The organism is Ruegeria sp. AB5, from assembly GCF_056542645.1.
The window spans coordinates 811,487-834,396 of sequence record NZ_JBQGAE010000001.1 but is presented as its reverse complement, the minus strand read 5'-3'; the positions used below and the strand labels follow the sequence as shown (position 1 = coordinate 834,396).

Genomic DNA, 22,910 nt, shown 5'->3' with positions numbered 1-22,910 from the left:
ACACATGGTTGTTCTTTAGATAGGGCGCAAGGTCACGGTGCGCGCGGCTCGGCAAGTTGTCGCCGCATCGTCACTATGTCCGCCCACGCTTTTCGAACCGGGGCAACATGGCCGAGAAATCCTGACCCAGACCGTTTTCGGCATCGACAAATCGCTCGTACAGCGCAGTTGCCGCCTGTCCCATCGGTGTGTCGGCATCGGCGCTTTCGGCGGCTTGTTGGCTGAGCCGCAGGTCTTTCAACATCAACTCGGACGCAAACCCGGGCTGATAGCCGTTATCGGCAGGGCTGGTGGGGCCGACACCGGGGGCGGGGCAATAGGCGTTCATCGTCCAGCTGTACCCGGATGACGTGCTGACCACGTCGAACATCTTTTGACGGTCCAGTCCCAGTTTGTCAGCCAGCGCAAAGGCTTCGCAGGTCGCTATCATAGTGACGCCGAGGATCATGTTGTTGCAGATCTTGGCGGCTTGCCCGGCTCCGGCCTCACCGCAATGGACGGCTTTCTGACCCATGATATCGAACAGGGGGGCAGCTTTGGCAAAAGCGTCTTCGGACCCTCCGGCCATGAAGGTCAGCGTTCCGGCCGAGGCCCCTCCGATACCGCCTGACACCGGGGCATCCACGGACAGCAATCCTGCCGCCATGGCCTGATCCGCCACCGCGCGGGCGCTGTCTACGTCCACAGTCGAGCAATCAATGAGAACCGCGCCATGTTGCATGCCCGGAATGATCTGCGCGGCAACTGAGCGTAGAATATCCCCGTTGGGAAGCATTGTGATGACGGCATCGGCGCCAGAGACCGCCTCTGCAGCTGTTTGCACCTTGCTTACGCCGTCAACGGTGACGTCAGCAGTGTCGAAACCCCGCACCTGATGTCCGGCCTTGGCAAGATTGGCGGCCATTGGTGCCCCCATATTGCCCAACCCGATGAATCCGATTTGCATCCCTTAATCCTCCTGAAATGTCAGTGAGTCCGCGCCCAAAGGCTGCAGCATTTTGGACACTGCGACCGATGGCACGTTCATATCCGCAAACTGCCAGTTTGGGTTGCGGTCTTTGTCGATGATGCGGGCGCGTATCCCTTCGAGCAGATCGCCATGTTCCATCGCGCGAAACGTGAACCGATACTCCATCTCCAGCGCGCGCCGCATCGTCAGAGATGGGCCGCGCAGACGATGGATCATTTCCACGGTGCATGCGATCGATAGCGGTGCCGCCTGAGCCAGTTTTTCAAGTGCCTGTGCCGAGAACTCTGTGTCCGCGCTGCGCAGATTTGTGAGCGTATCTGCCAACGTTTCTCCATCGAAACACCGGTCTATGTCGGCTTGCATCTGCGCCAACTGTCCGTTTGGTGCGGGGTGCGCGTGTTCGTTGACCAACTGGGCATTTCCCGAAGCTTCCAGCATCTCGATCAGGTCCGGCCACGTGGTTTGCGGGATGAAGTGATCGGCAAACCCCGCCAGAATCGCGTCGGCGGGGCCCATGCGATGACCGGTGGTGCCCAGATATTCACCCAGACGGCCCGGGGCCAGCGCCAGCATGAGCGTGCCGCCAACATCCGGAACCAGACCGATTGTGCATTCGGGCATTGCGATTTTTGAACTTTCTCCAACCACCCGATGCGTTCCATGACACCCGATGCCCACACCGCCGCCCATGGTGAACCCTTGCAGAAAACTGACGATGGGCTTGGGGTATTCGAAGATCATCGCATTCAGGCGGTATTCGTCGCGCCAGAATGTCTGACCGTGCGAAAAGTCGCCTTTGGTACCTGTCTCGTAAAGCTCGGCAATGTCCCCACCAGCACAGAACGCTTTTTCGCCTTCCGCATCCAGAATGATCAGGTCCACCGCGTCATCCTCGCGCCAGTTGCGCAGGGCGGTGTCGATTGCCATGCACATCTGGTAGCTCAGCGCATTCAGTGCTTTGGGGCGGGTCAGCGTGATGCGCCCGGCACGGCCGGTGACGCGGATGTCGATGTCAGGCATGGGTCCCTCAGGTCCGGGTCAGCATTTGGCGCGCCACGATGACACGCATGATTTCGTTTGTGCCTTCCAATATCTGATGCACCCGCAAGTCGCGTACAAGCTTTTCGATCCCGTAATCGGCCAGATAGCCGTAGCCGCCATGCAGTTGCAGGCACTGATCTACAACCTTTGATCCGGTTTCGGTCACAAATTTCTTGGCCATGGCGCAGAATTTGGTGGCATCCGGCGCGCCCTGATCCAGCTTCCACGCCGCTTGTCGCAGAAAGGTTCGCGCGGCTTGCAGTTCGATTTCCATATCCGCCAAACGGAATTGCAGGGCCTGAAACTGATCGATGGATTGCCCAAAGGCCTTGCGTTCGGACATGTATTGCACAGTCATATCCAGCCCGGCCTGCGCGGCACCCAAGGAACATGAGGCGATGTTCAACCGCCCGCCGTCCAGGCCCATCATGGCGTATTTGAACCCGTCACCTTCGGTACCGACAAGGTTGTCCGCAGGCACTTTGCAGTCGTCGAACTGAACCTGCGCGGTCGGTTGGCTTTTCCAGCCCATCTTCTGCTCTAACGCACCAAAGCTGAGCCCAGGTGTGCCATCTTCGACATAAAGCGTCGAGATACCTTTGGGACCGTCAGTGCCGGTGCGGACCATGCAGACATAGGCATCCGAATACCCGCCGCCCGAGATGAACGCCTTGGTGCCATTCAGCGTGTAACCCTCGTTCGTGCGTTCGGCACGGGTCTTGAGGGCAGCAGCGTCCGAACCCGAGCCCGGTTCGGTCAGACAGTAACTCAGCACTGTGTTCAAAGTCAGGATGTCCGGCATGACGCGGGATTTGAGGTCGTCGCTGGCAAAACTGTCCAGCATTTTGGCGCACATATTGTGGATCGACAAAAACGCGGCCACCGATGGGCAGGCCATTGACAGTGCCTCGAAGACCAGCGTCGCGTCCAGACGGCTCAGACCTGCGCCGCCACCGTCTTCCGAGACGTAGAGAGCGCCAAACCCCAACTCTCCGATCCGGGGCCAAAGCTCCTTTGGGATTGTGCCGTCTGTCTCCCACTGGCGAGCATACGGGGCGATGTTGTCCTGTCCGAACGCATAGGCCATGTCGAAAATGGCGGTTTGCTCTTCGTTGAGCGCAAAATCCATGCCGTCTCCTCCCAATCGGCGTTGAATTGAACGGTTGTTTATTTCGCAATCGTTACAGAAATTTTGCAAGGCTCGCAATCAGGGGCGCGCAGGCTAGGGGAAGCCCGGGTGCAAGATGTCACCGATCAGGTGTGGATAGGCTGGACGAAGGATGGCGAGTGCCAAGGGTGGGCGAGGTTCGACATGCGACACTGGCCGGTTCGTTCTGTCAAACGTCGGGAAAGCAAATTTCGCCAAAAAGTAAACCGCGGGCCGTTCATGGGCCCGCGGTTGTGCAGTCGGGTCAGGTTATTGCGTCTGGGTCATGGCCGCGCGCAACAGTTGCGGGCGGTCGGACTGGGATGGCAGGAAAACGGCCTGTGATCCGGCGTCAAGCGCAGTCAGGCTTGCGTCATACCACTGCATGGCAAGATCGCGACGCTCTTGCACGCCAAACCCCTCGCGCAGATGATGCCCGATCAATTCGCCATAGGCGGGTTCACCCATTGCCACCAGCATCAGGGCAGAGCCAACAGCGCTGTCCATATTGTCCTGACGGTAGCCCATGGCCAGACACACCTTGCTGGTCGCGGCAAGATCTTCGGGGCTCAGCCCGGATTCCAGTGCCATCTTGCGCATCTGGGTTTCTGCGTCTGTTTTTGAGCTGAGAGACAGCGCAACAACTTGCGGCGCGAGCATTTCGCCGTAGGATTCGCATTGTGCAGCAACCTGATCCGGTGTCAGGCCCTGAACGTCCTGCATCAGATCCTCACCGCGCGCCATTGCATAGCTGCGGGCAAGACAGAACTGTTCGCTGAGCGCAAAGTCAGGATCGGACATGTTGGCCAATGTCGTGTAGCCGCCATTTGTCGAGGTTTGCAGCATCACGGCGCTGCACCGATTGGCAAGTGAAGGGCCTGTGGTGCCGCCTGCGAACAGGCTGGGCAGGGCCGCGGATGCAGTTTCTGTAGTGTCCGTCTCGGGTTCGGCCTCTTGCGGGGTTGCAACCGGGACCACCGGCGCCAGTTGTGTCTGAGGCTGAGGTGCCGCTGCCAGAGCGGCGCCGCTGTGGACCTGTTGACGATAGGCCAACAGCAGGGGCTGTCCCGACAATTGCGTCGCGGACTGCCCGCCGCTGGTTGCCCAATAGTAGGCCTGCATCAGGAAGTCATATTGATAGGGCGCGAAATCATACCCGTTCACAGGATAGCCCATGGACGCCTGGTAGCGTTCAATTGCGGAGCGGGTGCCACGGCCAATCTGCCCATCGACCCGACCTGCATTATAGCCGAAATAGTTCAGCGCAGTCTGCGTCTGCGCGCCCTGTGTGGTCGATGGAATACCCGGTCTGGATGTCCGGGTCGTTGTGCTGGCTTTTTTCTTCTGCTGGTTGTTGCCAATCGCGTATCCCACGACACCGCCGACAACCGCGCCGCCGATAAAGTCGCCCGCATCGGCCTGAGCAGACTTTGGGGTAGCTGACGCAAATGACAGCGCAACACCAAGCGTTAAAATCAAGCGAAAAATCATTACTGACCTCCAACAACAAAAATAAACTTCGACGGATTATAGCACAGCCACCGCGCCCTGCGGGTATATTTGTGAACTAAGGTTCTGCGCGCCGATTTCCGCCCAAACCTGCACTACAGATCGGCGTGAAACTCATCAATCAGGTGGCGCACAACCGCCGCGCCGGGATCTTCATCCTTGGCCACGGCCTCGGCATGCACGCGGCGTTGGCGGGTGGCCGAGGTTCCGGTTTCGGCGATGTGGCGAAGACGGGCAAGCTCGGTCATGGTTCCCAGCGCTTCGGCGTCTTCGGCCAGCATGCCCATCAACTCTCCCATCAACTCGGCCATGGGTTTGACCGAGCGGTCGCCAAAGTCGATCAGGCCTTCACCAACGCCATACCGTTGCGCGCGCCAGCGGTTCTCGCCAATCAGGAACCGATCATACTGACGCCAACGCAGGTTGCGGGCCTTCAGACGGCAGAGCATTCGGGTCAGGGCCTGCACAAGTGCCGCCAGAGACAGCGTATGCTCCAACCGGGGTTGCACATCCATGATCCGTGTCTCAAGCGTTGGAAACCGGTGAGACGGACGCAGGTCCCACCAGATTTTCGACGTATCTTCGATGACGCCCAGTTCGACCAGAACACCTGTGGCACGTTCATAGTCGGACCAGCTGCCATAAAACGGCGGCAGGCCCGTACGCGGCAGGTTGTCGAATACGGTCAGTCGATACGAGGACAGCCCCGTGTCCTCGCCATTCCAGAAGGGGGACGAGGCAGACAGCGCCAGCAAATGAGGCAGGAAGTAACACAGCTGAGGCATCAAATCCGCGCGCAGGGCCTCTTCTTCGATACCGACATGCACGTGCATGCCGCAAATCAGCATGCGCCGCGCCACGCCGCCCAACGCGTGTTGCAGCGCATCATACCGCTCTTTCCGCGTGTGATGCTGTTTCTTCCAATCCGCAAACGGGTGGCAGGATACGGCAATTGGGCTCAGGTTGTGTTCTGCCGCGCGTTTTGACACGCAAGATCGCAAGCGCTTCAGGTCCTCGCGCGCGCCTTTGATGGTGGTATGGGGGCGGGTGCCGACTTCGATCTGGCATTGCAGGAACTCGGGGCTGACCTGCCCTTCAAAGTCGGCCTGACAGGCTTCCATCAACGAGGCAGGGGCTTCGGCAAGGTGCAGGCTGTCGCGGTCGACCAGCAGGTATTCCTCTTCTATTCCAATCGTGAAGTCTTGCTGCATCAGCGGGCCTCCCATTCCCGTGTCGGACCAGTGAATACGGAAATCAGCGTTTTGCCAAGGGTTTGCCGCTCTCAGACTTGCACAGGCGTGCATGGCGCGGGTAAGGAGCCATAGCAGCTATCGAACCGGAGCGACCCGCGTGAAACCGAGAAAATTTCCCAAGATCAACGAAGCGCTGGATGAACTGGGGGTAAAGCTGATGGATACCGCCGTAGAACGGGATGAGCGGGCGCGGCTTGAAGCGTTCGAGCGGGCAGGGGGTCTGACCCGTCCGGCCTATGCCTTGTCGCCGGGGATGGCGGATTTTGATATTGCGCCTCTTGTGCAGGCGTTCGCGGACCATCGCGAAGCCTTGGAGGCGCTGAAAGATCCAGCGCGCAATCAAACCGGCTATCGCATTGACAACGGCTACTATGACAGTCCCGATGCGGACGCGCTGTACCTGATGATCCGTCGCTTTCAGCCGAAACGTGTGATCGAGGTGGGCTGCGGCAACTCAACCCGCGTCACGCGCCAGGCGATCATTGACGGCGGTCTCGACACGACCATCACCGCGATCGATCCATATCCCCGCGCGGATATTGCCCATGTGGTGGACGCATTCGAACAAAAACGGTTGGAAGAGGTGGATCCGGCACTGTTCGACCAGCTTGAAGCGGGGGACATATTGTTCATCGATTCAAGCCACGTCGTTCGGATGAGCAACGATGTGGCACATCTGTTCTGCCGTATCATTCCAACCCTCAAACCGGGTGTTGTCATCCACGTGCATGACGTTTTTTTACCCTATGAGTATCCCAAGCGGTTCTTTTACGACTGCCCTGGGTGGGGTGAGCAGTACATCTTGCACGCTTTGCTTCAATCCGGAGCGTTTTCAATGCTTTGGCCGGGATATTACCTGCAACAGGATCGCCCCGATGCGGTTGAGGCACTGCCCTTTTTGAAAGAGGGTCGCGCCCAAAGTATCTGGGTTCAGATCAAGGGATCGTAAGTTCAAAGTGATCCGGCGTGACAAAAGGTCCGTACCCCTTTCCATAACAAGCTGGAGAGGAGAAGACAGCCATGTTTCGTCGCACGTTTATGGGCGCTGCCGCCGCAATCGCACTTGCCATGCCGCTCAAGGCCCAAGCTGCTGACATTGTGGACACCGCGGTTTCGGCGGGTTCGTTCACAACCCTTGTTGCCGCCGTTCAGGCCGCAGGTCTGGTCGACACTTTGAAGGGCGATGGTCCGTTCACTGTATTCGCACCAACAGATGAGGCGTTTGCGGCGCTGCCCGAGGGCACGGTCGAAACCCTGTTGCTGCCCGAGAACAAGGATCAGTTGGTTGAAATTCTGACCTACCACGTCGTTCCCGCCAAGGTGATGTCAGGGGACATTGCAGGCAAGCGTGCCAAGGTTCTGACCGTTCAGGGTGATCGCCTGAGCGTAAACGCCAAGCGCGGAGTAAAGGTGAACGATGCCGAAGTTGTTCAGGCAGATATTGAAGCCAGCAATGGCGTGATCCACGTCGTCGACGCTGTGATCCTGCCGGAATAAGACTTCCCGCAGTTTAAAAAACCCCGGCTCGTGCGAGGCGGGGTTTTCTTGTCAGACCAGTCTGACCTGGGTTCCGATTTGCACCAGAGGATACAATTCCTCGACATGTTGATTGTAGAGCCCGATGCATCCGGACGAGCTTTGGCGCCCAATCTTGCGGGTGTCGTGTGTTCCATGCACCAGATAAGCAGGCCAGCCGAGATACATGGCGCGGGTACCCAGCGGATTGCCCGGATCGCCACCTTCCATTCGAACAGGAAGCGACGGATCACGTTCGCGCATTGACGACGTCGGGGTCCAGCTGGGGTATTCGGTTTTGCGAACAACCTTTGTGTAGCCGCGCTTGGTCAATTCTTCGCTCATCGGAACTGAACTGGGGTACAGTTTGTAGGTGCCGTCCGGCCCCCAGTAGTGCACCGCGCGGCTGGTGATGTCGGCCAGCAAGCAGCCAGCCCCCAACGCGTCGAAGTGGTCCTGCCAGTTCTGCTGCGAGAACGAGGACACATTGCGGCGGACAGGCAATTGTGTGCTGATCGCATCTTCGGTCTCAGGGAAAGCATCCAAGCTCTGTGCGCGCACCAGTGCAGGTGCGGCCAGAATGGACGCGGCCCCCAAAAGGGCTGAGCGGCGGGTCATGCGAGAATTGGACAATACGGCCTCCGACGGTTCGAACTGCTCGATCAAATAGCTGCGAGCAAAATATTTGCAGAAGCTGCGAATTGCTAGTCTGTGAAACCTGAATTTATCGTGAAGGTGCAGGTTTTCGGGTCTCTGGCGAAATCGTGCCAAAGAAAAACCCGGCCTGTTTGGCCGGGCTTGATGGTTTGTCAGCCTGTATCAGTCCATGGCCTTGAAGTTGAACTCGCCACCTTCCTTGATGCCCGAGGGCCAGCGGGCCGTTACAGTTTTGGTGCGGGTGTAGAACTTGAAGCTGTCCGGGCCGTGCTGGTTCAGGTCGCCGAACATGGATTTCTTCCAGCCGCCAAACGTGTGGTAGGCCAGCGGCACCGGGATCGGGACGTTGATGCCGACCATGCCGATGTTGACACGGCTGGCAAAGTCGCGGGCAGTGTCGCCGTCACGGGTAAAGATCGCTGTGCCGTTTCCATATTCATGGTCCATCGCCAGCTTCAGCGCCTCTTCATAGGACCCCGCACGCACGGTCGACAGGACAGGCCCAAAGATCTCTTGCTTGTAGATGTCCATCTCTGGCGTCACGTGATCGAACAGGTGCGGTCCGACGAAAAAGCCGTCTTCATACCCTTGCAGGCTGAAATCACGGTTGTCGACGACAAGTGTCGCACCTTGCTCGACACCGGAATTGATCAGGCCAAGGATTCGCTGTTTGGCGGCACCGGTCACAACCGGGCCCATATCGACGTCATCGCCTGCGGTGTAGGGGCCGACCTTCAGCTTTTCAACGCGCGGGATCAGCTTTTCGATCAGTTTGTCGGCAGTTTCCTCGCCAACAGGAACAGCGACCGAGATGGCCATGCACCGTTCGCCTGCCGCACCAAAGCCAGCCCCGACCAACGCGTCAGCCGCCTGATCCAGATCGGCATCGGGCATGACGATCATGTGGTTCTTGGCACCGCCAAAACATTGCGCACGCTTCCCGTTCGCGGTGGCACGAGAGTAGATATACTGGGCGATCGGCGTCGAACCCACGAAAGACACACCCTGAATGACTTCGCTATCCAGCAGGGTGTCGACGGCTTCTTTATCGCCGTTCACGACCTGAAACACGCCCTTGGGCAGGCCGGCTTCGACAAACAGTTCTGCCAGCATCAGAGGAACCGATGGATCGCGCTCGGACGGTTTCAGGACCACGGCGTTGCCGCAGGCCAGAGCGGGACCTACGTGCCACAGTGGCATCATTGCCGGGAAGTTAAACGGCATGATCGATGCAACAACCCCCAGAGGTTGGCGCATGGAATACATGTCGATGCCGGGCCCTGCGCTGTCGGTGAACTCACCTTTCAGCATCTGAGGGGCGCCGATGCAGTATTCGATCACTTCCAGGCCGCGCTGCAGGTCACCCTTGGCATCTGGGATGGTCTTGCCGTGCTCGCGGCTCAGCGCTTCGGCCAGTTTGTCCATGTCGCGGTTCATCAGGCCAACCATCGCCATCATCACGCGTGCGCGCTTTTGCGGGTTGGTTGCACCCCATGCAACTTGGGCAATTGCGGCCTGCTCGATGGCTGCGGTGGTCTCTGCTGCGCTGGCCATCGGGCATTTGTACTGAACTTCACCGGTTGCCGGGTTGAAAACGTCGTCAAAGCGACCGGATGAGCCCGCCACTTGTTCGCCATTCAGGAAATGAGTCAGGTCTTGCATCGAAAACTCCTCCGATAGGTTTGGGCGCACAATAGGCTTGCGGAAATCGAACGAACAGAGGCAATGTTTCAAAAGAGCTTTGCAAAAATGCAAGATGAGGCATCATGACTCCGAACTGGGATGATATGCGGATTTTTCTGGCGGTCGCGCGTGAAAAAAGCCTGTCCGCCGCTGGTCGTATTCTAAAGATCGATCCGGCGACAGTCGGGCGGCGCATTGCCCGGCTCGAAACCAATCTGGACGCGCTGTTGTTCACCAAATCGCAACAGGGTTACTTTTTGACACCCGCCGGAGAACGCCTGCTGGACCATGGAGTACAGGCCGAAGCAGCCATGCGCGCGGCGACCGGGGCTGTGGTCCGCTCGACCAAGTCGCTAAGCGGTCAGATTCGTATCGGGGCACCGGACGGGTCGGCAAACTATCTGTTGCCGCAGGTCTGCGCGAAAATCAGTGATGCGAACCCGGATCTGGATATTCAGATCCTCGCGTTGCCCCGGATCATCAATTTGTCCCGGCGAGAGGCCGACATGGCTGTCACGGTCAGCGCCCCGACAGCCGGAAGACTACTGGTCCAGAAGGTCAGTGACTACAAACTGCATATGGTGGCCACGCAGGATTATCTTGAGCGTCATGAGCCAATCCGGACGCTTGCCGATCTGAAAGGTCATCGGTTGATCGGCTACATCCCGGACATGATTTTCGACCGCGAGCTGGATTACCTGAACGACATCGGTATTGACCGTGTTCCGTTGGCATCGAATTCGGTGTCGGTGCAGTTACGTCAGGTCTCGCTGGGCACAGGCATATGTGTGGCCCATGACTTCACGCTTCCGTTTCACCCGAACTTGCGGAAAATCCTGACGGATCAGGTGAGTCTGACCCGCAGTTTCCACCTGGTCCGGCACCAGGGGGATCAACGGAACGAGCGGCTAAACCGCTTTGCCGAAGCCCTGACCCGTGGAATTCGCGACGAAATTGCGCGGCTTGAGGCCGATGCGGGAGCTTGACAGGGTCGGCCATTCCGGCAACGCTTTGGAAAACAGTACGTTATTTCCGGAGGTTTTTTGCATGCTTGTTCAAGCCATTCTGACATCCAAGGCCACCGATGGTGTGGTGACCGTTGCCCCATCGGCAACGGTGTCTGAGGCGGCGAAGATACTTGCTGAAAAACGGATCGGCACGGTTGTGGTCTCGGAAGATGGCGGCACCACCGCAGTGGGTATCCTGTCGGAACGCGACATTGTTCGTGAACTGGCGGCCAGCGGCAGCGGATGTCTCGATCAGACTGTCGACAACTACATGACCCGGGAACTGGTGACAGCCACGCGCCAGGAACAGGTTCAGGACATCATGTCCCGCATGACCGAAGGACGGTTTCGCCACATGCCCGTGGTTGAGGACGGCAAGCTGATCGGCATTGTCACAATCGGCGACGTGGTCAAGGCGCAGCTCACCGAACTCGCAATGGAAAAAGACGCGCTGCAAGGCATGATCATGGGGCACTGACGGGGCAGGCGGTTGCACCCTCTTGCGCCCTCGGCAAGTTTATGTTTGCTGGCGCAGAAGTTTCTGAACGCAGGAGAGCGTGATGCGGGTTGGTCTATATCCCGGAACTTTTGACCCGATCACCTTGGGGCATATCGACATCATCCGCCGTGCGGCGGCCATGGTAGACAGACTGGTGATCGGCGTGGCGATCAACAGGGACAAGGGCCCTCTGTTTTCGCTGGAAGAACGCGTTGCCATGATCGAGGCGGAATGCGCCCATCTTTCCGAACAGACCGGAACCGAGATTGTCGCACATCCGTTCGAGAACCTGCTGATCGATTGTGCGCGGGATGTCGGCGCGCAGATCATCGTGCGCGGTCTTCGGGCCGTGGCGGATTTCGAGTATGAGTTTCAGATGGTTGGCATGAATCGTGCTCTGGACGATTCGATTGAAACCGTATTTCTGATGGCCGAGGCCCGGCATCAGGCGATCGCGTCCAAGCTGGTCAAGGAAATCGCACGGTTGAACGGGGACGTGTCAAAATTTGTCACGCCCCGCGTCAATGATGCGCTGCGCGAGCGTTTAGGATAAAGCGCCCATCGCGGCGGCGGTGTCGAGCATCCGGTTCGAGAAACCCCATTCGTTGTCATACCAGGCCAGCACGCGCACCAGCGTGCCGTCGGTGACTTTGGTTTCCGCCAGCGACACGGTCGAACTGTGGGCGTCATGGTTGAAGTCCATCGACACCAACGGGCGGGTTTCGGCAGCCAATACGCCAGGGATCCTGGCGGCGGCCTCGGTGAACAGAGCGTTCACCTCGTCCTCGGTTGTCGGGCGCGCAATTTCGGCTACCAGATCGACCACCGACACATTTGGCGTGGGAACGCGGATTGCCTGACCTGTCAGTTTGCCTGCAAGCTGGGGCAGGACAAGTCCGACTGCGGCAGCTGCGCCTGTGGTCGTTGGGATCATGGACAAGGCCGCAGCACGCGAAAGATACGGGTCTTTGCCTGCGGTGTCGTGCACAGGCTGGCTTGCCGTGTAGGCATGGACCGTCGTCATGTTTCCGTGGACGATACCCAATCCTGCGTCCAGTGCTGCCGCAACGGGGGACAAGCAGTTGGTGGTGCAGGATGCGTTTGAAACAACGATGTCATCAGCAGTCAGGTCGTGATCGTTCACGCCAAACACAACTGTTTTCACGGCACCATCGCCCCGTGCTGGCGCTGAGATCAGAACCTTTTTTGATCCGTTCTTGAGGTGCCGCTCAGCCGCTTCGCGTGTGCGGAAGACACCTGTGCATTCCAGAACCACATCCACATCCGACCAGTTCAGTGCCTCGGGATCGCGTTCGCTGGTCAGGCGGATCGGGCCTGCGCCAACGTCCAGACCCGCATCGCTGAGGGTGACCGGTTTGGGATAGCGCCCATGCACGCTGTCGAATTCGAACAGATGCGCGTTCATTTCAGGTTTGGCCAGATCGTTGATTGCAACAATTTCAACATCGGTTCGACCCGATTCCATCACCGCCCGCAATACTCCGCGTCCGATCCGTCCAAATCCGTTGATTGCCAGCTTGAGTGCCATGTTTCTCTCCGTCCGAGTCCCGGCTTGAGTTAAGTTAGCGCTAACAACGCCAGTTCGGCAAAAAAGTCAAGTAAAACCTCGCTCATCGCCAGAAGGCGAGCCAGTCCAGAAAGTCATACAGCTTTTTTCCGAGAAACAAGAGATGCTCGGTCCCGAACAGGGCATAGTCCAGCATGATCCCACCAAGGATCAGAAGCCCAAGCCAGATGGCAATTTGATTGGTCATTGAGGCCCCGAACGAAAACGCCCGCCCAGATAACCTGAGCGGGCAAAGCTGTTCAAGCAATCAAGGGTAAATCAGTTAAGACGGCCCATGGCGACCGCAACATCGGCCATGCGAACCGAAAAGCCCCATTCGTTGTCATACCACGCCAGAACACGCACCAGACGGTTATCGACAACGCGCGTCTGATCGGGTGCAAAGATCGAGCTTTCCTCGGTATGGTTGAAATCGGTCGAAACCAGCGGTGCGGGCTCATATCCCAGAACACGCTGCATTGTGCCTTTGGCGGCTTCTTCGACAATGGCGTTGACTTCTTCGACGGTGACATCACGCGCAGCGCGGAATGTCAGGTCCACAGCCGAGACATTGGGGGTCGGAACGCGGATGGCAGAACCGTCCAAACGGCCTTTCAGGTTCGGCAGGACTTCACCCAGTGCTTTTGCCGCACCGGTCGAGGTCGGGATCATCGACATGGCGGCAGCACGCGCGCGGTACAGGTCGCTGTGGCGGCGGTCCAGGGTCGGCTGGTCACCGGTATACGCGTGGATGGTGGTCATGATGCCGTTTTCAATGCCGATGCCTTCGTCCAGCACCTTGGCAAGCGGGGCAAGGCAGTTGGTTGTGCAGGACCCGTTCGAGATCATGTTGTCATTGGCGGTCAGCGTGTTGTGGTTCACTCCAAACACGATGGTCTTGTCGACGTTTTTGCCCGGTGCGGATAGCAGAACCTTACGTGCGCCGCGGTCCAGGTGAGTTTTGGCTTTCAGGCCATCATTGAACTTGCCGGTGCACTCCAGAACGACATCACATCCTTCCCAGTCCAGCATGTTCATGTCGTAGGTCGAGAACATCTCCATCGGGCCGCGGCCCAAATCCATGGTATTGCCTTCGATCGACACCTCGCGCGGGAACCGTCCATGAATGCTGTCATACTTCAGCAGATGGGCCGAGGTTTCCAGCGGTCCGGTCGCGTTGACCTTGATCACTTCGATGTCATTACGGCCCGACGCGGCGATGTGCGACAGGGTGCAACGGCCGATGCGGCCAAAACCATTGATACCGACCTTGATGGTCATGTGACGTCTCCAAATGCGCTTGCGTTGAGGGCCATATAACCGCGAATTCTAAATCTCAAAAGGGCAAAAGGGGTATAATTTTAAGGTGTTAGCGCAAACCTGCCGCGATTGCGCTAACGCTTGCGCTAGCTGTGAGATCAGATAGGGTCCGGGTGCGGCAGGTGACTGGAAAGGACTCGCAATGAGCGGACTGTTGGCCCTTTTGGACGATGTGGCGGGGATCGCCAAAGTTGCTGCGGCCTCGGTCGATGACGTGGTTGCGGCGGCAGGAAAAGCCGGGGCCAAGACCGCAGGGGTGATCATCGACGATGCGGCGGTCACTCCGAAATATGTTCAAGGTTTTGCGCCTGCGCGGGAACTGCCGATCATCTGGCGCATTGCCCGTGGGTCCATCTTCAACAAGATCATATTGTTGCTTCCCGTGGCTTTGCTACTGGCCAATTTTGCCCCGTGGCTGATCACACCGCTGCTGATGCTGGGCGGGTCTTATTTATGTTTCGAGGGGGCTGAAAAGATATTCCATGTGCTTTTTCCACATGGGAGTCACGCGGTCGACGAAGACATGAAGGACAAAGACCCCGGGCATCTGGAAGAACAAAAGGTCAAAGGGGCGATCAAGACCGACTTCATCCTGTCTGCGGAAATCATGACCATTGCTTTGGCGGCGATTGAGGCCCCAAATCTGTGGATGCAGGCCGCGACACTGGCAGTTGTCGGGATCGGAGTGACTGTGGCGGTCTACGGCTCGGTCGCGCTGATCGTCAAGATGGACGACGTTGGATTATACTTAGCGCAAAACGCGCCGACGCCCGTGGGCCGAGGTCTTGGACGCGGGTTGGTCAAGGCCATGCCCGGCGTGATGAAAACCCTGTCGATTGTCGGAACTGCAGCGATGTTGTGGGTCGGCGGATCCATCGTGATTCACGGTCTGGAGGTTCTGGGCTTTGGCTGGCTGGGCCATCACATTCACGATTGGGCCTATGCATTGGGGCATATGGTGTCCGAGCAATGGACAGGCATTGTCGAATGGGGGTCCAAGGCCACGTTGGATGGTATCTTTGGACTGGCCTACGGGCTGCTGTTGATCCCGGTTGCGACCCGGATCATTGCTCCGCTGTTCAACAAGAAAACGAACCATTGAGTTGACGCGTTATCGCTTGGACACAGTGATGGATGGTCCCATTGTTCGAAAAAGCGGATCGCGCGGATCGAACGGTACGTCCGTGGTCTTTTCTGCGCTGAGCGTTGCAGCCGACGAGGTCCCATTCGCGCAGGACGAGCTTTTTGGTTTCTTGCATTTTCACGTCGATACGGCAGTCAAGGCGCAGAAGCGAAGTCTTTGGTTCGGCGGGCGTTTCTACAATGGTTTAACCGGCCAATCAGCGACGTATATTCCCCTTTCCGGGACGCACCTGCGTCAGGTTTTGTCATGCATCGGTTTGCAACCACCCGAGCAAGTCGTGGTGCAGGGGCGATATGAATTGCGTTTGGACTACGCGCTGAAAGCCTACCACGCGTTGAAACTGAACGCTGAGGTGCAATCCAAATGAAAAGGGCGGCCAAAGCCGCCCTTTGCACGTTTTTTGTGACTGGCTTACAGCCCCAATAGGTCTTTGACCTTGGCAACCGTCGCCTCGGCGGTGATGCCGAAATGCTTGTAAAGCTCTCCGGCAGGGGCCGACGCACCAAAGCTCGACATGCCAACGAAGCCGGCTTTGGCTTCGCGGCCACGCTCACCCAGCAACCAGCGGTCCCAGCCACCGGCGCGCACTGCGGCCTCGATGCCGACCCGAACGGGGCCACCTGGCAGAACCCGTTTGCGGTAGGTTTCGTCCTGCTGTGCGAACAATTCCATGCAAGGCATTGAAACCACACGGGTTCCGATGCCTTCAGCTTCGAGCATCGCTTTGGCGTCCATTGCCAGCGACACTTCGGACCCGGTTGCGATCAGGATGGCCTGACGTTTGCTTTCTGCGTCAGCCAGAACATAGGCCCCCTGCGCGGTGAGGTTTTTGCTCTTGTGATCTTTCCGCACGGTCGGCACGCCCTGACGGGTCAGCGACAGGACCGAAGGGCTGTCCTTGAAGGTCAGCGCCAGTTCCCACGCCTCGGCGGTTTCAACTGTGTCGGCGGGGCGGAACACATAGGTGTTCGGCGTCGCGCGGCTGATCGCCAGATGCTCGACCGGCTGATGGGTCGGGCCGTCTTCGCCCAGACCAATCGAGTCGTGGGTCATCACGAAAACCGACGGGATTTTCATCAGCGCGGCCAGACGCATGGATGGGCGGGCATAGTCAGTGAAGGCCATGAAGGTGCCGCCATAGGGGCGGATACCGCCATGCAGCGCCATACCGTTCATCGCCGCGGCCATGCCGTGTTCGCGGATGCCGTAGTGGATATAACGACCCTTGCGGTTCTCGGGCAGAAACACGCCCATGTCGGCAGATTTGGTGTTGTTCGAGCCGGTCAGATCAGCCGAACCGCCAATAGTTTCGGTCATGATCGGGTTAACCACGTTCAGAACCTTCTCGGACGATGCGCGGGTGGCCAGCTTGGGCTGGTCTTCCGACATCTGTTTTTTGAACGCGCGGATGGCACCGGCCAGCTTTTTGGGTGCTTCGAACGCATAGGCCCGGTTGAATTCAGCCTGCTTACGCTCGGAGATCTGTGCAAATCGCTCTTCCCAGGCCACGCGCTCGGCAGCACCGCGCGCGCCGATGGCTTCCCAGGCAGATTTCACGGTGGCGGGCACTTCGAACGCGTCATGCGACCAGCCATAGGCCACTTTCGCCGCTTTCAACTGATTCTGATCCGTCAGCGCGCCGTGACCTTTCGAGGTGTCCTGCGCCGCGTGACCCAAAGCAATGTGGCTTTCACATGCGATCATGGTCGGTTTGCTGGATTTCTTGGCCTGAACAATCGCTGCGTCGATGGCCTGAGGGTCATGGCCGTCGATCTCGATCACATGCCAGCCCGAGGCCGCGAAACGGCGGACTTGATCAGTGCGATCAGCCATATCGACAGTGCCGTCGATGGTGATGTTGTTGTTATCCCAGAAGACGATCAGCTTGCCCAGTTCGTGACGCCCGGCCAAAGTGATCGCCTCTTGGCTGACGCCTTCCATCAGACAGCCATCGCCGGCAATCACATAGGTATAGTGGTCGACGACCTTCTTGCCGTAATGCGCGCGTTGGATTTCTTCGGCCATGGCAAATCCCACAGCGTTCGAGATGCCTTGTCCAAGCGGACCGGTGGTGGTTTCCACACCTTCGATCAGGAAATTCTCGGGGTGACCCGCAGTTTTAGCGCCCAACTGACGGAAGTTCTTGATCTCGTCCAGCGTCACGTCCGCGTGACCTGTGAGATACAGCAGCGAATAGACCAGCATCGAGCCATGGCCTGCCGACAGAATGAACCGGTCCCGGTCGGGCCAGTTGGGGGCAGAAGCATCGAATTTCAGGTGCTTTTCGAACAGCACGGTTGCAACATCAGCCATGCCCATCGGCATGCCGGAATGGCCGGAATTGGCGGCGGCGACGGCGTCCAGGGTCAGGGTGCGGATGGCCGCAGCTTTGTCCCAGTGTTCGGGGTTTGCATTGCGCAGCGCAGTCAGGTCCACGGGCGTTTTCCTTTGGGTTACAAGCAGATTGCGGGCTCAATAGCATTCACCCCTCAAAGTGCAAGCAGAACCGGGCGAAACATGGTCGCACCGCTTGAAGAGCGCAGCCCAAGTCTTTGAAAGCAAACAGTGGGTATTTTCCATCACATTCCGCTAGACTGAGGGCAAGCGGGACCGATTCTTGATTCGGACGGTCGAGCATCAGAATGAACCTTGGTAAAGAGGTGACAGGGGCATGAGCCAGATCGAAGACTTACAGCAGCGCATTCTTGCGGCCATGGAGCGTATAGGCTCTGGGGTCGAAGTCTTGAGACACGCGCCCGCCGCCAGCCCGGATGATGGTTTGCAAATGGCGCTGGACAACGAGAGGGTGGCCAACGCGCAGTTGCAGGAACGGCTGACATCTCTGAAAGAACGGCATGAGCAGGAAGTTGACGGCATGCGCGCCGACATGGAGGCGCTGCGGGCCGTGCCTCGTGCTGATGCCGAGGTCGAAGCGCTGCGGGGCCAACTGGCAGAAGCCACTGCGAAACTCACTTCGGTCGAGGCCGCCCGAGCCGAGCTGGCCGAAGCAAAAGCCGCGCTTGAGGACACCGAGGAGGTGGATGCTCTGAAAGCAGAGAACGCGCAATTGCGCGCTGATCTTGATGGGCGCGAAGACCCGACCGCCCTGCGGGACGAGATCGAGGAACTGAAAAGCGCCGTTGTGGAAATCGGCGCTGTGAAAGCTGAAAACATTCGACTGCGGGCAGAGTTAGCCGACAGTGAACGTGTGGCAGAACTGAGCGCCGAGCTTGAGATGCTGCGGGCCGAGCGTGCCAGCCACGGGGCGGCAATGTCACGTTTGGATGACGATCTGCAGCGCATGCGCAAGGCAAACGAACAATTGCGCAGCTCGGTTGATGCCTTGCGCGCTGCTGCCGCAGAAGGTGTTCAGGATGCCGAGTTGCTGAATCAGGCGACCGTGGCTGAACTGGAAGCAACCCGGGCAGCACAGGCCACGGACGCGGCCGAAGCGCATGCGGTCCTGGCGCGATTGGAACCTTTGCTGTCGCAGGCGAAACTGGCAGAAGGTGAGGTAGAGTGATGCCCGAATTGACCATTCATATCGGCGGGCGGGGCTTTGATGTGTCCTGTCAGGACGGAGAAGAATCCTTTCTGCAGGCTGCGGCCAAAATGCTGGATGATGAAGCGCAGGTTTTGTCCGATCAAATTGGCCGGATGCCTGAATCGCGGATGCTGTTGATGGCCGGGCTCATGCTGGCCGACAAAACGGCGGCCACGGAGGACAAGGTCAAGTCACTGGAGGCAAAACTGGCGGAAACCGAAGTCGAATTGCATCGACTGCTGCACGCGCCAGCCCCGGAGCCAGAACGGATCGAGGTGGCCGTGGTGCCGCCTTCCGTTACGGATACATTGGCGGAACTGGCTGCGCGGGCCGAGGCATTGGCATCGGATATTGAGGAAAAAGCAAAATGAAAACTCTGCGCGGCTTGATCTGCGGGGCGGTCGCCTTGATGTCGGCCTCGGCTGTATTGGCCGAAATCGACATTTTGTCGGTCACGTTCACCTGTGAAAACGGCGTGCCTTTGCCGGTCACATACTTCAATGCGTCCGATGGAACCGGGGCGGCGGCGACGATGGTCGACAATACACTGGTCGCGATGCGTCAGGTGCAAAGCGGCTCGGGCATCCGGTATGAATCCGTCGATACAACGGGAACATACATTTTGCGGTCAAAGGGATGGGATGCGTCGGTCAGCTACCTGGCGGCAGATGGTGCCGCCAGTGAGCAGGTCATTTTTCAGAGTTGTTCCAGCCGCTAGGACTGGATCAGGCGTTCGCCTCACGGATCTTGTCGGCCGCTTCCTTGTTGTAGCCGACACCGTTTGCATCAAAGAGCGTATCCAGTTCGCCCGACAGCGTCATTTCGGTGATGATATCGCAGCCCCCCACAAACTCGCCTTTGACAAAGAGCTGGGGCACGGTCGGCCAGTCCGAATAGTCCTTGATGCCCTGACGCACGTCTTCATCAGCAAGAACATTCACGTCGGCATAGTCGACGCCCATATAGTTCAGAACTCCGGCCACACGGGACGAAAACCCGCATTGCGGCATCTCTTTGGTGCCTTTCATATATAGCACCACGTCATTGGCTTTGACGGTTTCGTCGATCTGGTTTTTCACATCGGTCATTTCGCGTTTCCTTTGCTCTTCGGCATCATCGCTTTGGCGTAGTCTTGTGGGTTTTGAGGGATGTGGGTCTGCGCCGAACCGATGGCACCGTCATGTGAATTGTAGGATGAATGGAGAAGGTGCTTTCCTTTCCCGGGCAGCGATCCTTTTCCAGATTTGCGGTTTGACCTTGACGTGCTCCACGCCACAAGGGCGATCAACACAACAAAGACAGACACCGCAACCAAGATTACGATCGCATGTTCCATTCTACTCCGGCACCTTGGTGGTCAGGGCCAGTGCGTGCAGGTCTCCATCCGGGCCGTCCATCTTGCCTTTCAAGGCCGCATAGACGGCGCGCTGCTGTTGCACGCGGTTCTTACCACGAAAGCTTTCGTCCACGACCATGGCGGACATATGTACGCCATCGCTGCCGCCAACCTGAATTTCCGCGTTTGGAAAGCTCTCGCGCAGCAGGGTTTCAATTTCGTGGGCGCTCATTGGCATGTAGGTCACTCCTGAAGGTCTTTCCCCAGACTTAGAACTCCGAACAGCAGGGCGCAAGGGTAGGGTGGGTACGCTGGAACACGAAATCCTGCACCTTTGGGGGTGCAGGACTTGCAAGGTCACAGAAAGACGGTGTGGTATCAGGCGACAGCTGCCGCAAAGCTGGTCCGGAAGGTTGCGGCCAACTCTTCAAGTGGAGCTTCGGAGGTGCCGATTTTCACAGTATCGCCGGTAAACCGGCCAACAGAAACCAGCGAGACCCCGGCTTGTCCAGCAGCAATCATCAAAGCTTCGGCCTGGTCGAAATTGCAGGCGACCAGATAGCGGGCCTGATCCTCACCGAACAGGAACTCGGTAGACGCATCGTCCAGTTGGACGCCAACGCCGGCAGACTCGGCGAGCTCGAATGCCGCCAGCGCCAATCCACCGTCGCCCAGATCCGTGCAAGCTTTGATCATCTCGCGATTGGCGCGGATAAAATCGCCGTTGCGTTTCTCGGCACCCAGATCGACATGCGGCGCATCACCATCTTCACGGTTGAACACTTCGGCCAGCAATGCGGATTGACCCAGATGACCCGGAGTATCACCGATGAGCAAAGCGACATGACCGTCGCGGACCTCATTTCCGATGATGTCGTCTGTGTGGGTCAACAGGCCGACCGCACCAATGGTCGGGGTCGGCAGGATCGCCTGACCATCTGTTTCGTTGTAAAGTGACACGTTGCCCGACACGATGGGCATATCCAGGGCCGCGACCGCTGCACCGATACCTTTGATTGCGCCTACAAACTGACCCATGATCTCGGGCTTTTCGGGGTTGCCGAAGTTCAGGTTGTCGGTGGTGGCAAGCGGTTTCGCACCTACGGCAGAGAGGTTGCGATAAGCCTCGGCCACGGCTTGTTTGCCGCCCTCCTCAGGGTTGGCGCGCACGTAGCGGGGCGTGACGTCCGACGTAAAGGCCAGTACCTTGTCGGTGCCATGCACGCGCACCATACCAGCGCCCAGACCCGGCGTGCGGGCGCTGTCGGCCATGACCATGGTGTCATATTGTTCATAGACCCACTGCTTGCCCGCATAGTTGGGCGAGGCGAGCAGAGCACGCAGCCCGTCGATGGGGTCAATCCGGGGTACGTCTTCCAGTGCCGCGGCCTCGGGGGTCGGCTCCCACGGGCGGTCATATTCCGGTGCGGTCGAGGACAGCTTCGACAGAACCAGATCAGCTTTGACCTCACCATTGTGCATGATCAGAAAACGGTCTTCGGCAATTGTTTCGCCCACGATAGCGAAATCCAGATCCCATTTCTCGAACACGGCACGGGCTTCGGCCTCAAGCTCGGGTTTCAGGACCATCAGCATACGTTCCTGAGACTCGGACAACATCATCTCATACGCCGTCATGTTTTCTTCGCGCTGCGGGACGTTTTCAAGATCCAGGCGCACACCCAGGCCCCCCTTGTCGCCCATTTCCACAGCCGAGCAGGTCAGACCCGCCGCGCCCATATCCTGAATCGAGATCACCGCGCCGGTCTGCATCAGTTCCAGCGTGGCTTCCATCAGGCGTTTTTCGGTAAAGGGGTCTCCGACCTGCACGGTGGGGCGCTTTTCTTCGATCGTGTCATCGAATTCAGCTGAGGCCATAGTGGCACCGCCGACGCCGTCACGACCGGTTTTTGCGCCCAGATAGACGACGGGCATACCGATGCCGGAGGCGGCCGAGTAGAAAATCTTGTCGCTATCCGCAAGGCCCGCCGCAAAAGCGTTCACAAGACAGTTGCCGTTATAGGCGGGATGGAACCGGACTTCGCCGCCGACACAAGGGACCCCGAAACAGTTTCCATAGCCACCGATGCCTTCGACCACACCATTCACCAACTGACGGGTCTTGTGATGGCCGGGTTCCCCAAAGGACAAGGCATTCATCGACGCGATGGGACGCGCCCCCATGGTAAAGACGTCGCGCAGGATGCCGCCGACGCCCGTTGCCGCGCCCTGATAGGGTTCGATGTAGGACGGGTGGTTGTGGCTTTCCATTTTGAAAACGACGGCTTGACCGTCACCTATGTCCACAACGCCTGCGTTCTCACCGGGGCCGCAAATCACCTGAGGTCCCGAAGTAGGCAGGGTGCGCAGCCATTTCTTTGAGGATTTGTACGAGCAATGCTCGTTCCACATGGCCGAGAAGATGCCGAGTTCGGTGAAGGTCGGTTCGCGTCCGATGATCCCAAGGATCATCTCATATTCTTCGGGCTTCAATCCGTGGGCGGCAATCAAATCCGGTGTGATGGCTGGCTCTTGCATCCTGTTTCAGTCCCCGAGATGGCAGTGGTTGGCGCCTTTTAGGGGAAGGGGCCGCCGGGGGGAAGAGAAAAGGTAGGGGGTATGAATTGGTCCGTCGAAAAAGGGGCAGGCGGGTAAACTTTGCAGACCCGCTACTGTCTTTTTAAAATCGGCACGCAGCATAAGTGACCGCGTGCCGAT

At 58.4% G+C, this 22,910-nt stretch carries 25 protein-coding genes; 10 read left to right on the top strand and 15 right to left on the bottom strand.

Translation table 11 applies throughout. The features are described from left to right. Positions 1 to 73 precede the first annotated feature (73 nt). The 5 genes from mmsB to ACR0L4_RS04195 all read right to left on the bottom strand — a co-directional run bounded on the left by mmsB (position 74) and on the right by ACR0L4_RS04195 (position 5,878). Positions 74 to 946: a 3-hydroxyisobutyrate dehydrogenase gene (mmsB, locus tag ACR0L4_RS04215; RefSeq protein ID WP_480510804.1), complete on the bottom strand. Its 873-nt coding sequence runs from the start codon at positions 944 to 946 to the stop codon at positions 74 to 76. 3 nt (positions 947 to 949) lie between these two features. After that, positions 950 to 1,990: an enoyl-CoA hydratase/isomerase family protein gene (locus ACR0L4_RS04210; RefSeq protein ID WP_480510802.1), complete on the bottom strand. Its 1,041-nt coding sequence runs from the start codon at positions 1,988 to 1,990 to the stop codon at positions 950 to 952. Positions 1,991 to 1,997: 7 nt separating this feature from the next. Further along, positions 1,998 to 3,140, bottom strand: coding sequence for an acyl-CoA dehydrogenase family protein (locus ACR0L4_RS04205; RefSeq protein ID WP_480510800.1), 1,143 nt, complete (start codon positions 3,138 to 3,140; stop codon positions 1,998 to 2,000). A gap of 288 nt (positions 3,141 to 3,428) precedes the next feature. Then, on the bottom strand, positions 3,429 to 4,649 hold the full coding sequence (locus ACR0L4_RS04200) for a peptidoglycan-binding domain-containing protein (protein ID WP_480510798.1): 1,221 nt from the start codon (positions 4,647 to 4,649) through the stop codon (positions 3,429 to 3,431). Between the two features lie 113 nt (positions 4,650 to 4,762). After that, positions 4,763 to 5,878, bottom strand: coding sequence for a carboxylate-amine ligase (locus tag ACR0L4_RS04195; RefSeq protein WP_480510796.1), 1,116 nt, complete (start codon positions 5,876 to 5,878; stop codon positions 4,763 to 4,765). Positions 5,879 to 6,017: 139 nt separating this feature from the next. On the opposite strand from ACR0L4_RS04195, the gene ACR0L4_RS04190 reads away from it, so the two are divergent. Next, on the top strand, positions 6,018 to 6,869 hold the full coding sequence (locus ACR0L4_RS04190) for a class I SAM-dependent methyltransferase (protein ID WP_480510794.1): 852 nt from the start codon (positions 6,018 to 6,020) through the stop codon (positions 6,867 to 6,869). A 71-nt stretch (positions 6,870 to 6,940) separates the two neighbouring features. Further along, positions 6,941 to 7,417, top strand: a complete 477-nt coding sequence (locus tag ACR0L4_RS04185) for a fasciclin domain-containing protein (RefSeq protein WP_480510792.1) — start codon at positions 6,941 to 6,943, stop codon at positions 7,415 to 7,417. A 51-nt stretch (positions 7,418 to 7,468) separates the two neighbouring features. Here the strand turns inward: ACR0L4_RS04185 and ACR0L4_RS04180 are convergent, their stop codons facing one another. Both ACR0L4_RS04180 and ACR0L4_RS04175 read right to left on the bottom strand, forming a co-directional pair. Further along, positions 7,469 to 8,053 carry a L,D-transpeptidase gene (locus ACR0L4_RS04180; RefSeq protein ID WP_170749023.1) on the bottom strand — a complete coding sequence of 195 codons (585 nt, stop codon included), beginning with the start codon at positions 8,051 to 8,053 and terminating at the stop codon, positions 7,469 to 7,471. A gap of 201 nt (positions 8,054 to 8,254) precedes the next feature. Further along, positions 8,255 to 9,754 carry a CoA-acylating methylmalonate-semialdehyde dehydrogenase gene (locus ACR0L4_RS04175; protein ID WP_480510790.1) on the bottom strand — a complete coding sequence of 500 codons (1,500 nt, stop codon included), beginning with the start codon at positions 9,752 to 9,754 and terminating at the stop codon, positions 8,255 to 8,257. Positions 9,755 to 9,858: 104 nt separating this feature from the next. On the opposite strand from ACR0L4_RS04175, the gene ACR0L4_RS04170 reads away from it, so the two are divergent. The 3 genes from ACR0L4_RS04170 (at position 9,859) to coaD (ending at position 11,834) form a co-directional block, all read left to right on the top strand. Then, entirely contained in the window at positions 9,859 to 10,761 is a 903-nt protein-coding gene (locus tag ACR0L4_RS04170; protein WP_480510788.1) for a LysR family transcriptional regulator, read from the top strand. Between the two features lie 61 nt (positions 10,762 to 10,822). Next, positions 10,823 to 11,260, top strand: coding sequence for a CBS domain-containing protein (locus tag ACR0L4_RS04165; RefSeq protein ID WP_480510786.1), 438 nt, complete (start codon positions 10,823 to 10,825; stop codon positions 11,258 to 11,260). Between the two features lie 82 nt (positions 11,261 to 11,342). Further along, entirely contained in the window at positions 11,343 to 11,834 is a 492-nt protein-coding gene (coaD, locus tag ACR0L4_RS04160) for a pantetheine-phosphate adenylyltransferase (RefSeq protein WP_170749019.1), read from the top strand. Here coaD and gap (ACR0L4_RS04155) read toward each other — a convergent pair. From gap (ACR0L4_RS04155) to gap (ACR0L4_RS04145), 3 genes are all read right to left on the bottom strand, one after another. Then, positions 11,826 to 12,830 carry a type I glyceraldehyde-3-phosphate dehydrogenase gene (gene gap / locus ACR0L4_RS04155; protein ID WP_480510784.1) on the bottom strand — a complete coding sequence of 335 codons (1,005 nt, stop codon included), beginning with the start codon at positions 12,828 to 12,830 and terminating at the stop codon, positions 11,826 to 11,828. The genes coaD and gap (ACR0L4_RS04155) overlap by 9 nt on opposite strands. Positions 12,831 to 12,912: 82 nt before the next feature. Beyond that, entirely contained in the window at positions 12,913 to 13,056 is a 144-nt protein-coding gene (locus tag ACR0L4_RS04150; RefSeq protein WP_170749017.1) for a hypothetical protein, read from the bottom strand. Between the two features lie 71 nt (positions 13,057 to 13,127). After that, positions 13,128 to 14,129, bottom strand: coding sequence for a type I glyceraldehyde-3-phosphate dehydrogenase (gap, locus tag ACR0L4_RS04145; protein ID WP_480510782.1), 1,002 nt, complete (start codon positions 14,127 to 14,129; stop codon positions 13,128 to 13,130). 181 nt (positions 14,130 to 14,310) lie between these two features. On the opposite strand from gap (ACR0L4_RS04145), the gene ACR0L4_RS04140 reads away from it, so the two are divergent. Together ACR0L4_RS04140 and ACR0L4_RS04135 are read left to right on the top strand one after the other, a co-directional pair. Continuing rightward, positions 14,311 to 15,270, top strand: a complete 960-nt coding sequence (locus ACR0L4_RS04140; RefSeq protein WP_480510780.1) for a DUF808 domain-containing protein — start codon at positions 14,311 to 14,313, stop codon at positions 15,268 to 15,270. Between the two features lie 28 nt (positions 15,271 to 15,298). Then, positions 15,299 to 15,679, top strand: a complete 381-nt coding sequence (locus tag ACR0L4_RS04135) for a hypothetical protein (RefSeq protein WP_480510778.1) — start codon at positions 15,299 to 15,301, stop codon at positions 15,677 to 15,679. Between the two features lie 44 nt (positions 15,680 to 15,723). On the opposite strand, the gene tkt is transcribed toward ACR0L4_RS04135, so the two are convergent. Further along, positions 15,724 to 17,748: a transketolase gene (tkt, locus tag ACR0L4_RS04130; protein WP_480510776.1), complete on the bottom strand. Its 2,025-nt coding sequence runs from the start codon at positions 17,746 to 17,748 to the stop codon at positions 15,724 to 15,726. A 235-nt stretch (positions 17,749 to 17,983) separates the two neighbouring features. On the opposite strand from tkt, the gene ACR0L4_RS04125 reads away from it, so the two are divergent. From ACR0L4_RS04125 to ACR0L4_RS04115, 3 genes are read left to right on the top strand one after another with little or no spacing between them, the layout of a single operon-like run. Continuing rightward, positions 17,984 to 18,835 (top strand): hypothetical protein, encoded by an 852-nt coding sequence (locus tag ACR0L4_RS04125; RefSeq protein WP_480510774.1) that lies wholly within the window; start codon positions 17,984 to 17,986, stop codon positions 18,833 to 18,835. Then, entirely contained in the window at positions 18,835 to 19,227 is a 393-nt protein-coding gene (locus ACR0L4_RS04120; RefSeq protein ID WP_170749011.1) for a cell division protein ZapA, read from the top strand. Before ACR0L4_RS04125 ends, ACR0L4_RS04120 begins: the two co-directional genes overlap by 1 nt. After that, entirely contained in the window at positions 19,224 to 19,574 is a 351-nt protein-coding gene (locus ACR0L4_RS04115) for an MliC family protein (RefSeq protein ID WP_170749010.1), read from the top strand. Before ACR0L4_RS04120 ends, ACR0L4_RS04115 begins: the two co-directional genes overlap by 4 nt. 7 nt (positions 19,575 to 19,581) lie before the next feature. On the opposite strand, the gene grxD is transcribed toward ACR0L4_RS04115, so the two are convergent. The 4 genes from grxD to purL all read right to left on the bottom strand — a co-directional run bounded on the left by grxD (position 19,582) and on the right by purL (position 22,730). Then, positions 19,582 to 19,944 (bottom strand): Grx4 family monothiol glutaredoxin, encoded by a 363-nt coding sequence (gene grxD, locus ACR0L4_RS04110; protein WP_480510771.1) that lies wholly within the window; start codon positions 19,942 to 19,944, stop codon positions 19,582 to 19,584. Then, positions 19,941 to 20,192, bottom strand: coding sequence for a hypothetical protein (locus ACR0L4_RS04105; protein ID WP_480510769.1), 252 nt, complete (start codon positions 20,190 to 20,192; stop codon positions 19,941 to 19,943). Before ACR0L4_RS04105 ends, grxD begins: the two co-directional genes overlap by 4 nt. A 1-nt stretch (position 20,193) precedes the next feature. After that, entirely contained in the window at positions 20,194 to 20,430 is a 237-nt protein-coding gene (locus ACR0L4_RS04100) for a BolA/IbaG family iron-sulfur metabolism protein (protein ID WP_170373612.1), read from the bottom strand. Between the two features lie 140 nt (positions 20,431 to 20,570). Then, positions 20,571 to 22,730: a phosphoribosylformylglycinamidine synthase subunit PurL gene (gene purL / locus ACR0L4_RS04095; RefSeq protein ID WP_480510767.1), complete on the bottom strand. Its 2,160-nt coding sequence runs from the start codon at positions 22,728 to 22,730 to the stop codon at positions 20,571 to 20,573. Positions 22,731 to 22,910: the final 180 nt, after the last annotated feature.